We start from the raw sequence: 14,134 nt of genomic DNA, 5'->3' as shown, positions 1-14,134 counted from the left end.
GGTTTTTGTCCATTTATATAATTTAGAATATTTTAAATCCACTTCGAGAATTGTCTAGCTTCAGCGCCTAGCCCCTCAAGACGCTTCGGTCCTGCCAATGAAGTCAAAGAACGACTTCACTGTCAGGCCCTCCAGCGCTTGTCGGGGCTGACCAAGGCGCTTGCGCTTTTCTCGTAAGTTTGAAAATTATGTCGACTGGAGGCGTTTACAAATGAAGTTTTTTATCGATACTGCAAATATGGAAGAAATCCGCGAGGCCTATACTCTTGGAATTTTATCAGGTGTCACGACAAACCCGTCACTTGTGGCAAAAGAAAAGAATGTGAAGTTTGAGGACCGTCTGAAGGAAATTACCGAATTGGTCCCTGGCTCTGTCAGTGCCGAAGTCATCGCGCTTGATGCAGAAGGCATGATCAAAGAGGGAAAAGAATTAGCTGCAATCGCACCGAACATTACGATCAAAGTTCCGATGACTCCAGAAGGGCTGAAGGCTGTTTCCGTATTCTCAAAAGAGGGAATCAAGACAAACGTAACACTGGTCTTCAGTGCAAACCAGGCATTGCTGGCAGCCAGAGCGGGGGCTACATACGTGTCACCATTCCTTGGCCGCCTCGATGACATCGGCCATAACGGACTCGACCTGATTTCAACGATTGCCGAAATCTTCACCATCCACGGAATCGACACAGAAATCATCGCAGCATCCATCCGTCACCCACAACACGTAACAGACGCAGCACTAAGAGGCGCACATATCGCCACCGTACCATACAAAGTCATTCAGCAAATGTTCAACCACCCGCTGACAGACAAAGGAATCGAAGCATTTTTGAAAGACTGGGAATCTCGCGGACAGTAATTGTATCTGCTGTATGAAGCAACTTACTTAGTTGCTCTGTTACACCCAACGATTTTTTAAGTCCTGTTGACCGTAGTGGAAGGCACGAAGACTCCTCCGAAAATGCTAACGCATTTCCATCGTGCGTGGGCGAACTCGAGGAAGCTTATTCAAAGTCCTGCGGGATTAGCAAGTCATTGGGAGACCCCGCAGGCGTGTTAACGCCGAGGAGGCTACCAGACTGCCCGCGGAAAGCGAAGTGCCTGGAACGAAGGTCAACAGTCTTGATTAACAGGGCTATTGAAACTAGAAATATGGTCTGCCTTGCAGAGGCATAGTCTAGTTAGGAACTTTTACCCAATTTAATCTTTTTTGCATTTTATTACATGAAATTGGGAATATCGTGTAAACTAAGGGAATAGAAAACTCCCGGAATCTGAATATTTTTATTGGAAAAATAAACCAAATTGATTTCGGTCATTTTAATCTACGTAGAGCCTATATCGGTCTTAGCTGTACATTGTTTGCATCTCCAGCTTGACCTTACATCACGGCTTAGAAGGGAGTCAAAAATGGAAAAGCTTAAGATTGCAGGCGGTTATCCTTTAAAAGGGACTGTACGGGTAAGCGGCGCGAAAAACAGCGCGGTAGCCTTGATCCCCGCAACTATTTTAGCTGAATCGCCTGTAACCATTGAAGGTTTGCCGGATATTTCCGATGTTCATATGCTCAAGGACTTGATGGAGGAAATCGGCGGTTCTGTTGAATTCTCGAACAATGAAATGACGGTAGATCCGTCTTCCATGATTTCCATGCCTTTGCCGAATGGAAAAGTGAAAAAGCTGCGAGCTTCTTACTATCTAATGGGAGCGATGCTTGGCCGTTTTAAAAAGGCTGTCATTGGACTGCCTGGCGGATGCCATTTGGGTCCCAGGCCGATTGACCAGCATATAAAAGGATTCGAAGCACTTGGTGCCAGCGTGACAAATGAGCAGGGTGCAATCTATCTTCGTGCAGATGAGCTTCGCGGAGCAAGAATCTATCTTGACGTCGTAAGCGTTGGGGCAACGATCAATATCATGCTTGCAGCTGTACGGGCAAAAGGGCGGACCATCATTGAAAATGCCGCCAAAGAGCCGGAAATCATTGACGTAGCAACATTGCTCACCAATATGGGAGCGAAAATCAAAGGAGCCGGAACCGATGTAATCCGTATCGATGGTGTGGACGAGCTTCATGGCTGCCGCCATACTATCATTCCGGATCGAATCGAGGCAGGAACATATTTGATTCTTGGAGCTGCGATTGGTGATGGCGTCACGATTGATAATGTCATTCCGCAGCATATTGAGTCACTTGTGGCCAAGCTGAAGGAAATGGGAGCCAAAATTGAAGCCAGTGATGAACAAATCTATGTTGCTCCTGCTGAGAAGTACAAGGCGGTCGACATTAAGACACTCGTTTATCCAGGATTCCCGACAGACCTGCAGCAGCCATTCACCGCACTGCTCACAAGGGCGGAAGGCTCAAGCGTTGTCACGGATACAATCTATGGCGCACGCTTTAAGCATATCGATGAACTGAGAAGAATGAATGCCAATATCAAAGTTGAAGGCAGATCTGCGATCATCAGCGGTCCGGTCAAGCTTCAGGGAGCCAAGGTTAAGGCAAGCGATCTCCGCGCCGGAGCAGCTCTTGTCATTGCCGGCCTTATGGCTGAAGGTGTCACTGAGGTGACGGGTGTAGACCATATCGATCGCGGCTACAGCCACATCGTTGAAAAGCTGAATGGGCTCGGTGCCACAATTTGGCGTGAAGATATGACCTCTGAAGAGCAAGAAGAAGTAAAAAAATCATAAAAAGTATAGTACAATGGAGTTGTACAATACAAATAGTGGTGCTAATGCTGATTGAAACCGTAAATTAGTATAACCTATTTGATTATCGAGCCGTGCATTGCGGCCACATCAAAGAGATAGAGAGGTTTACTGTTTCGGTGGGCATTAGCCCCTTTCATGATTAGGGGATGATCATATGGAACGTAGCTTAACGATGGAGCTTGTCCGCGTGACCGAGGCGGCGGCGCTTGCGTCAGCACGCTGGATGGGACGCGGAAAAAAAGACGAAGCTGACGATGCTGCAACGTCGGCAATGAGAGATGTGTTTGACACCATCCCGATGAAAGGTACAGTCGTGATCGGTGAAGGTGAAATGGATGAAGCACCGATGCTGTATATCGGTGAAAAGCTTGGGACAGGCTATGGCCCGCGTTTGGATGTAGCGGTCGATCCTTTGGAAGGAACGAATATCGTAGCGTCCGGCGGCTGGAATGCCCTTGCTGTCCTAGCGGTGGCAGATAACGGCAACCTGCTTCATGCACCTGACATGTACATGGATAAGCTTGCAGTAGGACCAGAGGCGGTTGGAATGGTCGATATCAATGCTTCTGTCCTTGATAACCTGAAGGCAGTTGCAAAAGCGAAGAACAAGGATATTGAAGATGTTGTAGCGACGGTATTGAACCGTCCGCGCCATGAACATATCATTGCCCAGCTTCGTGATGCCGGAGCAAGGATCAAACTGATCAATGACGGAGATGTAGCAGGCGCGATCAATACGGCGTTTGATACTACCGGCGTGGATATCCTGTTTGGTTCAGGCGGAGCACCTGAGGGTGTCATCGCAGCTGTAGCACTTAAAAGCCTCGGCGGTGAAATCCAGGGAAGATTGCTTCCGCAAAATGATGCAGAGCTTGAGCGATGCAAAAAAATGGGCATCGATGTCAATAAAGTCCTCCTTATGGAAGATTTCGTCCGCGGCGACGATGCGATCTTTGCAGCCACAGGCGTAACAGACGGCGAGCTGCTTAAAGGAGTCCAGTTCAAAGGCTCATACGGCTCAACCCACTCCGTCGTCATGCGTGCAAAATCAGGCACAGTCCGGTTCATCGAAGGCCAGCACAGCCTGAAGAAAAAACCTCACTTAGTCATGAAATAATAAAAATTTTTTAAAAAATTGTGTTAAAAACCCAATGTTGTTGAACTCTGCTGTTGATTGTAGTGGAAGGCGCGTAGACTCCTCCGAAAATGCTATCGCATTTCCATCGTGCGTGGTTAAACTCGAGGAAGCCATTCAGTGTCCTGCGGGCGCAGCTGGTCAGATGAGACCTAGGTAAAATGATTCACGTGAGGAATCATTTGCACCCCGCAGGAGTGGAACGACGAGGAGGCTCAGCGCCAGCCCCAAGGAAGAATTGCTTATGAAAAAGACGGCAGTTGGTCTTTTTCATATTCTTCCAGCGGAAAGCGAAGCGCCTGAAACGAAAATCAACAGTCGTGTTTTAATAGCTAAAAAAATGACTGCAAACCCTTTCAAGTCCGCTGCCTTACCACCTAAAGGCAGCGGATATATAAAAAGATTGATTATTTTTCATATTTAAGGGTAAAATGAAAATTGTTTTGAAAGTAATATATATAGTTCACAAAATGTTCTACCTTCATTAATTCCTTCTTACAACCTTCAAGGAACTCATTTCTTCTTTTTCCATCCATACTCTGATATTCTTATACTTTTCTTTATGGGGGAAATCGAAATATTTTAAGGCGTGGTGACATTCATTATGGAAGTAAATATTTCAAGCTTAGAAAATATGAAATTGAAAGAGCTTTATGAACTCGCGAAAGAGTATAAAGTCTCTTACTACAGCAAGTTGACGAAAAAAGAACTTATTTTTGCTATTTTAAAAGCACGTGCCGAACAGCAGGGTTATTTTTTCATGGAAGGTGTCCTGGAAATCATCCAGTCTGAGGGCTTTGGATTCCTGCGCCCAATCAACTATTCCCCAAGCTCAGAGGACATCTACATTTCGGCTTCGCAGATCCGCCGTTTTGACTTAAGGAACGGGGACAAGGTATCGGGTAAAGTCCGTCCTCCTAAAGAGAACGAACGTTATTTCGGATTGCTTCAGGTCGAGGCTGTCAACGGTGATGACCCAGAATCGGCAAAAGAAAGGGTTCACTTCCCGGGATTGACGCCATTGTACCCAGACCGTCAGATGAAGCTTGAGACTACACACAACAAGGTTTCCACCAGAATCATGGATGTCCTTGCACCAGTCGGCTTTGGACAGCGCGGATTGATTGTCGCTCCGCCAAAGGCTGGTAAAACGATGCTTATCAAAGAAATTGCCAACAGCATTACAACGAACCATCCGGAAGCGGAACTGATTGTGCTATTGATCGATGAGCGTCCTGAAGAGGTAACAGATATCGAGCGTTCCGTTGCCGGCGATGTAGTCAGCTCCACTTTTGACGAAGTGCCTGAAAACCATATCAAGGTTGCAGAGCTTGTGCTTGAGCGTGCGATGCGCCTTGTCGAGCATAAGCGTGATGTCATCATCCTGATGGACAGCATCACACGTCTTGCACGTGCCTACAACCTTGTCATTCCGCCAAGCGGACGTACATTGTCCGGTGGTATTGACCCTGCGGCATTCCACCGTCCGAAGCGTTTCTTCGGTGCTGCGCGTAATATCGAGGAAGGTGGCAGCTTGACGATCCTTGCAACTGCGCTTGTAGATACAGGCTCACGTATGGACGATGTCATTTACGAAGAATTCAAAGGAACAGGTAATATGGAACTTCACCTTGACCGTTCACTTGCCGAAAGAAGGATCTTCCCGGCCATCGACATCCGTCGCTCCGGAACGCGTAAGGAAGAATTGCTTATTCCAAAGGACCATCTGGACAAGCTGTGGGCGATCCGCAAATCGATGTCCGATTCACCGGATTTCGCGGAAAAATTCCTGCGCAAGCTAAGACAGTCCAAGTCGAATGAAGATTTCTTCGCAGTACTTGGTGAAGAAATGAAAGGCAATAACAAGCGCTCATAATTCCAGATTCTGGGCTGAAAAACTGACTTGAAAAAATGAATTGGACTTGTTATAATGAGGTCAGTGTGTTTTTCCAATAACGGTCTGAACCGTTGATTATAACTCTGTTTCGGATATGATTCAGGGCGGAAGGAGATGAAAAGAATGAAATCAGGAATTCATCCAAACTACAAAACAGTTAAGGTGACTTGCGCTTGCGGAAACGAATTCGAAACTGGTTCTGTTAAGGACGAGATTCGCGTTGAAACTTGCTCTGAATGCCACCCATTCTATACTGGACGTCAGAAGTTTGCTGAAGCTGGCGGACGTGTTGACCGCTTCAACAAGAAATACGGTCTTAAAAACAACCAGTAATATAAGAGATGATGAAACAGGCAAGAAGCTTTGTGACTTGCCTGTTTTTTATTGCCTTTTTACATGTGCTTTTGGGTACATATATAAGATAAAAATTTATTTTATGAACTTTATTTTTGTGTCTGGATTCAGCGGAATTTTTTGTTATAATGGAAAAAGCTGAAAAAAAGTGTCGAACTTTGACCAGGCTTTTTTCGTACCTTTATGGCATGGAAAAGCCGTAAAAATACGAAAAAAGCCTATCAAATTTTTGGTTTAGCGAGGAAGGAGAGGCCGACCATGTACGTTATGAAACAAAGCGGCTGGATCGAATTGATCTGCGGCAGCATGTTTTCCGGTAAATCCGAAGAACTGATCCGCCGCGTGCGCAGGACGCAATTTGCAAAGCAAAAAATTGCTGTTTTCAAGCCTGCGATTGATAACCGCTACAGCGAAGAATCGGTTGTATCACACAACGGAGCAGCAGTTACTGCCAAGCCTATTGCCAACTCTACTGATATTTTCAAGCACATCAACCCTGATATCGATGTCATTGCCATCGATGAAGTCCAGTTTTTTGACAATGAAATCCTTGCGGTTGTCCAGCACCTGGCAGACAGCGGCTATCGCGTCATCGTTGCCGGGCTTGACCAGGATTTCCGCGGCGAGCCATTCGGCCAAATGCCTGCGTTGATGGCTGTTGCTGAAAATGTGACCAAGCTTCAGGCTGTATGTGCTGTCTGCGGATCGCCTGCAAGCCGTACACAGCGTCTGATCAACGGCAAACCGGCTTCTTACGATGATCCAGTCATACTTGTTGGCGCATCAGAAGCATATGAGCCGCGCTGCAGACACCACCATGAGGTGCCAAAATCACCAAATGAGCTTAAAATCGAAAAAACGACGCAAAGCTTAACATAATAATGTCTGATCCTCCCGTGAGCGGGGGGATTTTTTATATGAATTCGCCTATATTGGTTAAGCGTGCAATCATGTAACATTACGGTGCAATTAACACGGGTGAGCGTGCAATTAATGTTTCTTACGGTGCAATTAACACGGTTGAACATGCAATTAATGCTTCTTATCGTGCAATTAATATTCATTAAGATGCAATGATAGCCGTGAAGTTTTCCGGCCGCGTATTTCCGCTAAAAATAGCTCAATCCTTGCATGGATGATCCCCCAAATGGGCAAGCTAACCGCGGGAGGTGCCATAATTTGAAAAAATTACTCATATTGCTTATGTTCGCGGTGGTTATGGTTTCAGGATGTGCTCAGGATAATGCTGAATCTGTATATGACAAGGATGAAGACCAGGCTGGTGTTGATCTGAACAGGGAAAATGACGGAGTCCGCCACGGGGATGGCCCGAATTTCACAAAGGACCAGGACAATGGCATGACGATGACCGATCAAAACCCGAATTTGCTGAATACCGATAACGAGAACCACCACAGTTTTTCCCAGGATGTCCAAAAAGCGAAAGACGTCATTTCAGATGCTGGCTATGAACCAGGTTCGATCTGGATCAACGGCGGGGAGATGAACGTGACAGCTCAGCTTCAAGGGCGGGTAACCCGAAAGGATCGCGAAAAAGCACAGAAAACATTACATGATAAGCTGGCTCAAGCTTTGCCGCGCTACGACATCAATGTCAATATTGAATAAAAGCACCATCGGGACAGCATGCTCGGCATCGGGCATGCTTTTTCGTTGGCTATAAGCGTTTAGAATGATTTTGACTGAGAGTGGCACCTATACTATAATTAGAATGTTATGCTATGAACTTTTACTATTATGTTTGAATCCATATGAAGGATTATGAAAATAGAGGTGAATGTCCGTGTTTGATCGTCTTCAAGCAGTTGAGGATCGTTATGAAAGATTGAATGAACTATTGAGTGACCCGGAAGTAGTCAATGACTCCAAGAAGCTCCGCGAGTATTCCAAGGAGCAGTCTGACATCCAGGAAACGGTCATGGCTTACCGTGAATACAAAGAAGTGAAAGAGCAATTGGCCGATGCAAAGGCGATGCTCGAAGAAAAGCTTGATGCTGGTATGCGTGAAATGGTCAAGGAGGAAATCTCCGATCTTGAGCCGCGCATTGAAGAGCTGGAAGCGCGAATCAAGATTCTCCTGGTTCCTAAGGACCCTAATGATGATAAAAACGTTATTATGGAAATCCGCGGCGCTGCGGGCGGTGATGAGGCCGCTCTGTTTGCTGGCGACCTATACCGCATGTACAGCCGTTTTGCTGAATCACAGGGCTGGAAAACAGAAATCATCGATGCCAGCACGACTGGCGTTGGCGGTTTTAAAGAGATCATCTTCATGATCAACGGAAATGGCGCATATTCCAAAATGAAGTTCGAGAACGGCGCTCACCGCGTCCAGCGTGTTCCGGAAACGGAATCAGGCGGACGTATCCATACTTCAACAGCTACGGTTGCATGTCTTCCGGAAGCAGAAGAAGTTGAAATCGAGCTGCATGATAAGGATATCCGCTTCGATACATTCGCGTCCAGCGGAGCCGGCGGACAGTCCGTAAACACCACGATGTCAGCGGTCCGTTTGACTCACATCCCGACTGGAATCGTCGTGTCATGTCAGGATGAAAAATCACAGCACAAAAACAAAGACAAGGCGATGAAGGTACTTCGTGCCCGCGTCTATGACAAGTTCCAGCAGGAAGCGCAGGCGGAGTACGACCAGGTTCGTAAATCAGCCGTTGGTACCGGCGATCGCTCTGAGCGTATCCGTACGTACAACTTCCCGCAGAACCGCGTGACTGACCACCGTATCGGTTTGACGATCCAAAAGCTTGACCAGATTCTCCAGGGCAAGTTGGATGAAATCATCGATGCATTAATCATGGAAGACCAATCGCAAAGACTTGAGAGTGCGAACAATGACTAATCCCAAAATGTATGAAGCCCTCAACTGGGCTTCTTCTTTTTTAAAAGAACATAACCGTGAAGAGTTTGCCGGTGAGCTGCTCCTGCGGCACTTCTCGGGGCTGTCCCGCACTTCGATGCTGATGAAGATGCGCGATGAACTGGATGGGGAAGTGTGGACAGAGTTCCGTGCCGCTGTAAAAAGGCATGCAGAAGGTGAACCGATCCAGTATATTATCGGTTCAGAGGAGTTTTATGGCCGCCGCTTTGAGGTGAACGAGCATGTGCTGATTCCACGTCCGGAGACGGAGGAGCTTGTTCATGGCACGCTTCAGCGGCTGGAAAAGCTTTTCCCGGAAAGTGGCCAAATTGACCTTGTCGATGTCGGGACCGGAAGCGGAGCGATTTCGGTTAGCCTGAAGCTGGAGAAACCTGAATTAAAGGTGGCAGCGATCGACCTTTCAGAAGACGCACTGGATGTTGCGCGGAAAAATGCCAGCCAGCTGGGTGCAGACGTCGAATTCTTCCATGGCGACCTGCTGCAGCCGCTTATTTTACAAGGAAAAAAAGTCGATGCTGTCATCTCGAACCCGCCGTACATTCCCATTGCAGACCAGGAATGGATGTCAGACATCGTTACCGAGCATGAGCCGCATATGGCGCTGTTTGCCGGGGAAGATGGATTGGACCTATATCGTCGCTTCATGGACGAGCTGCCACTTGTGCTGAAAGAAAAGGCACTCGTCGGCTTTGAAATCGGCGCAGGCCAGGGAGAAGCCGTCCGTGCGCTTCTGGAAAAAACCTTCCCGCACGCCAGAGTTGAGGTTGTTTTTGATATCAATGGCAAGGACCGGATGGTTTTTGCTGAAATGGACTCCTGATCAAAAGGGGTCCATTTTTTTTTCAAAATTACTAGTTTAAGAATCTATCAAACTGTCCACACTGTGACTAGTGAAGGGATGGTGCGAGAGATGATGATGATGAAAAAATCAGCGGCTTTATTATATATACTCCTATTATGTGCAGGTACGATGTTAAGTTTATATACACCGAAAACGGAAGTGGCAGCCCAGGAGGCAAAGGTCATACCGAACGAAGCGATCCGGCTGAGGATTCTTGCTGAAAGCGACCTTGAAAAAGATCAGGAAATCAAGCGACTGGTACGCGATGAAATCAATAAGGAGATCACCAAATGGGTCCAGGACCTTACATCGATTGAAGCTGCGAGAGAAGTGATCAAGTCCAAACTTCCGGAAATCCAGAAGATCGCCGAAAAAGTCGTCGCAGAACAAGGCTCCACACAGACGGTAAAAACAGAGTTCGATAAGGTCCAGTTTCCTACTAAACTATACGGACAGTTCCTTTATCCGGCAGGTGAATATGAAGCGATCCTCATCACCCTGGGCGAAGGAGAAGGAGCAAACTGGTGGTGCGTCCTGTATCCGCCGCTATGCTTCCTTGATTTCTCAAACGGCGAAGCAACAAGCGAAGGCTTCGATGAAAACAGCGACAAAGGTGATGTAAAAGCAGATGTGGAAGACGAAAAGGCAGATGCCGATCTTGTAAAAGAAACGAAAAAGGACAAGAAATCATCAGAAAAGGATGAAAAACCAGTCTACGAAGGCAGCGAGGAAGAAGAAGTGGAGGTTGCATTCTTCCTGGTGGAGATTTGGAACAGGATTTTCGGATAAAATAAGCCCCGGCAGAGGATGCAGGGGCTGTTTTTTAGCAGATTTGATCAAAATAACTTCGATTTAGCTCGCAATTTTAGATAATTCAACCGCATTTTTAATTAATTTGGCGAATTTCAAAATATATCGACCACTTTTTGAATTATATCAGCGGATTTTCAATTATATCGACCACATTTTAAAGTATTTCGACCAAATCCATCATTATATCGACCAACTAGCAAAAACCAGCTGCTTCAATCTTACTTTAAATATCTTGTGCAAATCTTTCATCCGGAATCTTGTTGAGCATCACATATAAAGTGACAGGCTCATCACCGGTGTTTTTATAGGATAGTTCTTCGCTGCCGCTCAAATGGACGGTTTCGATGGCTGCTGCCGTTACTTCTTCTCCGTCAATCGTAAACGTTCCTTCGCCCTGCATTGTTAAAATAAACACTTCTGTCCCTGGATGAGTGTGCTTCGGCAGCTCCTGGCCTGGCATGAAGTTTAGCAGGAATACAGTGCTGTCACCTTTTTTAAAGACAATCCGTTTCGTAAACCGTTCTTCGCTGAATTCCTGGTATTGTTTCAATGATTGTTTTTCCATGATAAGCCCTCCTTATTGGCTGTTGATCATAATTGGCGCGATCTGGCTCAAGCGCTCGAACAAGGCTTTGCCTCCCCCGGTTTCCAGCAATCCTGTTTCGGTCAATGTTTCATGCATCAGCCTCAGCCATGCCTGCGCGCGAATAGGCGTTATTTCAAAAGGCATATGCCTGGCCCTCATATTGGGAGGTCCGAATTCCTCGCTGTAAAGTGCTCCGCCGCCGGTCAGTTGTGTGAGGAACATCCACTGCTTCCTCTTGATTTCTGCTATATCTCCTTCAAACAACGGACTGAGCTCTTCATTTTCATAAACTTTCGGATAAAAAGTATCAACAATTTTGCGGATCGATTCGTCTCCGCCAATTTGCTGATAGATTGTTTTGATTTCCATGCCCTGCCCCCTTTTTGAGAAAGGTTTTCATCTGTATAAATTTATTATAACCATACAAAGTGAGGGACATAGTGACCTAAATCACTCACGTATGAATTTTTCACTATGAGAAGCTAGGAAACATTAGCTAGCTTCTATTAAGAAATACATGGTAAAGGAGGAAAAACGACTGCGCGATTTTCCAAAAATATTACATTCGTTGAACAAGCATATTACATTCTTTTGAATCTAGTTTTAGCATGTGAGATTCCGGATATTCAGTGTAGTGTAACATCAAAACTTAGATTTCAAGGAGGATGAGTAATATGGCTAAAAACAATAATAATGATAAGATGTCACGTGAAGAACGAGGACGCATGGGCGGCGAAGCAACAAGTCAGAACCATGGCAGCGAATTCTATCAGGAAATCGGCCGTAAAGGCGGCGAAGCAACTTCCAACAATCACGACAAAGATTTCTATCAGGATATTGGCCGCAAAGGCGGAGAGGCTACTGCTGAGAGCCATGACAGCGAATTCTACCAGGAAATCGGTAAAAAAGGTGGCGAATCAACATCCGAAAGCCACGACAAGGACTTCTATCAGGAGATTGGCCGCAAAGGCGGAGAAGCGACTTCTGAGAACCATGACCGAAGCTTCTATGAAGAAATCGGTGAAAAAGGCGGCAATGCCCGCAACAACAATAACAACGACTAAACACCCGGCTTAAAGAGCACATTTAAAAGAAGCACGGCAGCGTCACATAAGTGATTTGCTGCCGTGTTTTTTTTTTGAGTTCTACTTTTTTCGATCCTATCATATCAATTTAGTAGAATCTAAATCTCGAGGTGAAAGATATGACATGGAAAATCAGAAGTGCAAATAAAGAGGACCTGCCTAAGCTAGATGCTTTTTTGACAGAGGCAGGTGTAAGCCCGGAAGGTTTGGCAGAATCGATTGAAAACTTTTCTTTAATGGAGAATCAGGAAGGGGAACTTAAGGCATGTCTTGGTGTAGAACCTGTGGACAAGGCGGGTTTATTGCGTTCCTTCGTCGTCTCTCCGCAAATTGCCCAGCCTGATTTGATGCTTCTTTTCAAAAGAGCATTCCTGACGGCGAAAAGCCAGGAGCTGGAGGAGCTTTATCTCGTCACCAACAAGATGAGTGCTGTCTCTTTTTTTGGGAGCATTGGTTTTGAAATGGTGAACCAATCCGAAATTCCTGATTCTCTTCTTGAAAAAAATCATCTTAAACAAGTTTTAACTGTGGATAACTCCGCGATTATGAAAATAATTCTGTGAATTGTGGATTAATCCACAAAGTTATCCACTGTTTCATTAAAAGTATCCACAATTTGTGGATAAAAACTTGAGTTCTGCTAATTCTTCTTTTATACTTTCATAGAAATAGACTAGTATAGCGAGAAGTAAAAGGTGGATGTACATGCAAACACAAATGTGGACAGTGGATAAGAATGTGGATAATTTAAAAACATATCCACAAATCATGGAAGCTGCACAAAAACTGAAGCAAAATGAAGTCGTCGCTTTTCCGACAGAAACGGTTTATGGACTCGGAGGTAACGCAGAAAGCGATGAAGCCGTATCGAAGATTTTCGAAGCAAAAGGAAGACCTGGGGATAACCCATTGATTATCCATATTGCCAATCGTGAACAAATTCATTCTTTTGTAAAAGAAATCCCTGAACAGGCATTGCGATTAATGGATGCTTTCTGGCCAGGTCCGCTGACGATCATCCTCGAAAAGAAGGCAGGCGCTCTTTCTGAAAAGGCAACTGCCGGATTATCCACAGTCGCAATCAGGATGCCCGACCATCCCGTTGCCCTGGCACTCATCGAGGGGACAGGCCTTCCACTTGCGGCACCAAGTGCGAATCTGTCAGGTAAGCCAAGCCCGACGACGGCTGCGCATGTTGCCGACGATCTGACCGGCAGAATTTCCGGGATTGTCGATGGCGGTGCAACCGGAGTTGGCCTTGAATCCACGGTGGTCGATTGCACCAGTGAAATCCCTGTGATTCTAAGGCCTGGCGGTGTAACGAAGGAGCAGTTGGAAGAAGTAATTGGTAAAGTTTCGGCAGACCCGGCGTTAACGGATGAAGGCCAGGCCCCGAAAGCACCTGGGATGAAATACCGCCATTACGCGCCTAATTCCCCTTTTTATCTCGTTGATGGATCAAAAGAAGAAATCCAGCAGCTGGTGAATGAAAAGCGGAACGAAGGCCAGAGAGTCGGCGTGATGACCACGAAGGAAAACAAGAGATTTTATGATGCGAATGTCGTGATAGCATGCGGCGAAAGAGCCCGTCTTGAAACTGTCGCGGAAGCTCTCTATGATACACTCCGGGCCTTCAACCAGGAAGACCTCGATATCATTTTCGGAGAAGTCTTCCCTGAGCAGGGCGTCGGCCAGGCAATCATGAATCGCTTATCAAAGGCTTCTGGTCTGCCGATTATCAACAAATAGAAGAAAAGCGCTTCAGTCCTGGAGCGCTTTTTTGCTGTT

16 protein-coding genes are annotated in these 14,134 nt (G+C 46.1%); 14 read left to right on the top strand and 2 right to left on the bottom strand.

What is annotated here, in order from left to right:
- Window positions 1-211: 211 nt before the first annotated feature.
- The 11 genes from fsa (at window position 212) to spoIIR (ending at window position 10,651) form a co-directional block, all read left to right on the top strand.
- Entirely contained in the window at window positions 212-859 is a 648-nt protein-coding gene (fsa, locus tag QNH36_RS23115) for a fructose-6-phosphate aldolase (protein ID WP_144479177.1), read from the top strand.
- 551 nt (window positions 860-1,410) lie between these two features.
- Window positions 1,411-2,697: a UDP-N-acetylglucosamine 1-carboxyvinyltransferase gene (locus tag QNH36_RS23110; protein ID WP_144479176.1), complete on the top strand. Its 1,287-nt coding sequence runs from the start codon at window positions 1,411-1,413 to the stop codon at window positions 2,695-2,697.
- A 175-nt stretch (window positions 2,698-2,872) separates the two neighbouring features.
- The gene (gene glpX, locus QNH36_RS23105) at window positions 2,873-3,835 is read left to right on the top strand and encodes a class II fructose-bisphosphatase (protein WP_144479174.1); all 963 of its coding nucleotides are present in this window, start codon (window positions 2,873-2,875) and stop codon (window positions 3,833-3,835) included.
- Window positions 3,836-4,097: 262 nt separating this feature from the next.
- Window positions 4,098-4,277 carry a hypothetical protein gene (locus QNH36_RS23100; RefSeq protein ID WP_144479172.1) on the top strand — a complete coding sequence of 60 codons (180 nt, stop codon included), beginning with the start codon at window positions 4,098-4,100 and terminating at the stop codon, window positions 4,275-4,277.
- Between the two features lie 180 nt (window positions 4,278-4,457).
- A complete protein-coding gene (rho, locus tag QNH36_RS23095) occupies window positions 4,458-5,729 on the top strand; it encodes a transcription termination factor Rho (protein WP_079506270.1) in 1,272 nt (423 codons plus the stop codon).
- A gap of 144 nt (window positions 5,730-5,873) precedes the next feature.
- Window positions 5,874-6,083: a 50S ribosomal protein L31 gene (rpmE, locus tag QNH36_RS23090; RefSeq protein ID WP_144479171.1), complete on the top strand. Its 210-nt coding sequence runs from the start codon at window positions 5,874-5,876 to the stop codon at window positions 6,081-6,083.
- Window positions 6,084-6,362: 279 nt separating this feature from the next.
- Entirely contained in the window at window positions 6,363-6,983 is a 621-nt protein-coding gene (locus QNH36_RS23085) for a thymidine kinase (RefSeq protein ID WP_144479169.1), read from the top strand.
- 300 nt (window positions 6,984-7,283) lie between these two features.
- Window positions 7,284-7,733 (top strand): hypothetical protein, encoded by a 450-nt coding sequence (locus QNH36_RS23080; protein ID WP_144479167.1) that lies wholly within the window; start codon window positions 7,284-7,286, stop codon window positions 7,731-7,733.
- A 175-nt stretch (window positions 7,734-7,908) separates the two neighbouring features.
- Window positions 7,909-8,982 carry a peptide chain release factor 1 gene (prfA, locus tag QNH36_RS23075; RefSeq protein ID WP_283904367.1) on the top strand — a complete coding sequence of 358 codons (1,074 nt, stop codon included), beginning with the start codon at window positions 7,909-7,911 and terminating at the stop codon, window positions 8,980-8,982.
- Window positions 8,975-9,841 carry a peptide chain release factor N(5)-glutamine methyltransferase gene (gene prmC / locus QNH36_RS23070; RefSeq protein WP_251542564.1) on the top strand — a complete coding sequence of 289 codons (867 nt, stop codon included), beginning with the start codon at window positions 8,975-8,977 and terminating at the stop codon, window positions 9,839-9,841. Before prfA ends, prmC begins: the two co-directional genes overlap by 8 nt.
- A 96-nt stretch (window positions 9,842-9,937) precedes the next feature.
- Window positions 9,938-10,651 (top strand): stage II sporulation protein R, encoded by a 714-nt coding sequence (spoIIR, locus tag QNH36_RS23065; RefSeq protein ID WP_251542816.1) that lies wholly within the window; start codon window positions 9,938-9,940, stop codon window positions 10,649-10,651.
- 247 nt (window positions 10,652-10,898) lie between these two features.
- On the opposite strand, the gene QNH36_RS23060 is transcribed toward spoIIR, so the two are convergent.
- Together QNH36_RS23060 and QNH36_RS23055 are read right to left on the bottom strand one after the other, a co-directional pair.
- Entirely contained in the window at window positions 10,899-11,240 is a 342-nt protein-coding gene (locus tag QNH36_RS23060) for a cupin domain-containing protein (RefSeq protein WP_283904366.1), read from the bottom strand.
- Between the two features lie 12 nt (window positions 11,241-11,252).
- Window positions 11,253-11,630 (bottom strand): globin domain-containing protein, encoded by a 378-nt coding sequence (locus tag QNH36_RS23055; protein ID WP_283904365.1) that lies wholly within the window; start codon window positions 11,628-11,630, stop codon window positions 11,253-11,255.
- A 305-nt stretch (window positions 11,631-11,935) separates the two neighbouring features.
- Here QNH36_RS23055 and QNH36_RS23050 point away from each other — a divergent pair, with 305 nt between their 5' ends.
- The 3 genes from QNH36_RS23050 (at window position 11,936) to QNH36_RS23040 (ending at window position 14,095) form a co-directional block, all read left to right on the top strand.
- Window positions 11,936-12,325, top strand: coding sequence for a KGG domain-containing protein (locus QNH36_RS23050; RefSeq protein ID WP_144479157.1), 390 nt, complete (start codon window positions 11,936-11,938; stop codon window positions 12,323-12,325).
- Between the two features lie 140 nt (window positions 12,326-12,465).
- Window positions 12,466-12,909 carry a GNAT family N-acetyltransferase gene (locus QNH36_RS23045; protein WP_144479155.1) on the top strand — a complete coding sequence of 148 codons (444 nt, stop codon included), beginning with the start codon at window positions 12,466-12,468 and terminating at the stop codon, window positions 12,907-12,909.
- A gap of 142 nt (window positions 12,910-13,051) precedes the next feature.
- Window positions 13,052-14,095: an L-threonylcarbamoyladenylate synthase gene (locus QNH36_RS23040; RefSeq protein WP_283904364.1), complete on the top strand. Its 1,044-nt coding sequence runs from the start codon at window positions 13,052-13,054 to the stop codon at window positions 14,093-14,095.
- The last annotated feature ends 39 nt before the right edge of the window (window positions 14,096-14,134 follow it).

It is taken from the genome of Mesobacillus sp. AQ2, assembly GCF_030122805.1.
Lineage (GTDB): Bacteria > Bacillota > Bacilli > Bacillales > Cytobacillaceae > Mesobacillus > Mesobacillus oceanisediminis_A.
The sequence above is the reverse complement of the archived record's forward strand: the minus strand, read 5'-3'. Positions and strand labels throughout refer to the sequence as shown.

Excerpts from the sequence above, each read along its gene's own strand:
- fsa (WP_144479177.1), top strand. The coding sequence starts at position 212 with ATGAAGTTTTTTATCGATACTGCAAATATGGAAGAAATCCGCGAGGCC.
- QNH36_RS23110 (WP_144479176.1), top strand. The coding sequence starts at position 1,411 with ATGGAAAAGCTTAAGATTGCAGGCGGTTATCCTTTAAAAGGGACTGTA.
- glpX (WP_144479174.1), top strand. The coding sequence starts at position 2,873 with ATGGAACGTAGCTTAACGATGGAGCTTGTCCGCGTGACCGAGGCGGCG.
- QNH36_RS23100 (WP_144479172.1), top strand. The coding sequence starts at position 4,098 with ATGAAAAAGACGGCAGTTGGTCTTTTTCATATTCTTCCAGCGGAAAGC.
- rho (WP_079506270.1), top strand. The coding sequence starts at position 4,458 with ATGGAAGTAAATATTTCAAGCTTAGAAAATATGAAATTGAAAGAGCTT.
- rpmE (WP_144479171.1), top strand. The coding sequence starts at position 5,874 with ATGAAATCAGGAATTCATCCAAACTACAAAACAGTTAAGGTGACTTGC.
- QNH36_RS23085 (WP_144479169.1), top strand. The coding sequence starts at position 6,363 with ATGTACGTTATGAAACAAAGCGGCTGGATCGAATTGATCTGCGGCAGC.
- prmC (WP_251542564.1), top strand. The coding sequence starts at position 8,975 with ATGACTAATCCCAAAATGTATGAAGCCCTCAACTGGGCTTCTTCTTTT.
- spoIIR (WP_251542816.1), top strand. The coding sequence starts at position 9,938 with ATGATGAAAAAATCAGCGGCTTTATTATATATACTCCTATTATGTGCA.
- QNH36_RS23060 (WP_283904366.1), bottom strand. The coding sequence starts at position 11,240 with ATGGAAAAACAATCATTGAAACAATACCAGGAATTCAGCGAAGAACGG.
- QNH36_RS23055 (WP_283904365.1), bottom strand. The coding sequence starts at position 11,630 with ATGGAAATCAAAACAATCTATCAGCAAATTGGCGGAGACGAATCGATC.
- QNH36_RS23050 (WP_144479157.1), top strand. The coding sequence starts at position 11,936 with ATGGCTAAAAACAATAATAATGATAAGATGTCACGTGAAGAACGAGGA.
- QNH36_RS23045 (WP_144479155.1), top strand. The coding sequence starts at position 12,466 with ATGACATGGAAAATCAGAAGTGCAAATAAAGAGGACCTGCCTAAGCTA.
- QNH36_RS23040 (WP_283904364.1), top strand. The coding sequence starts at position 13,052 with ATGCAAACACAAATGTGGACAGTGGATAAGAATGTGGATAATTTAAAA.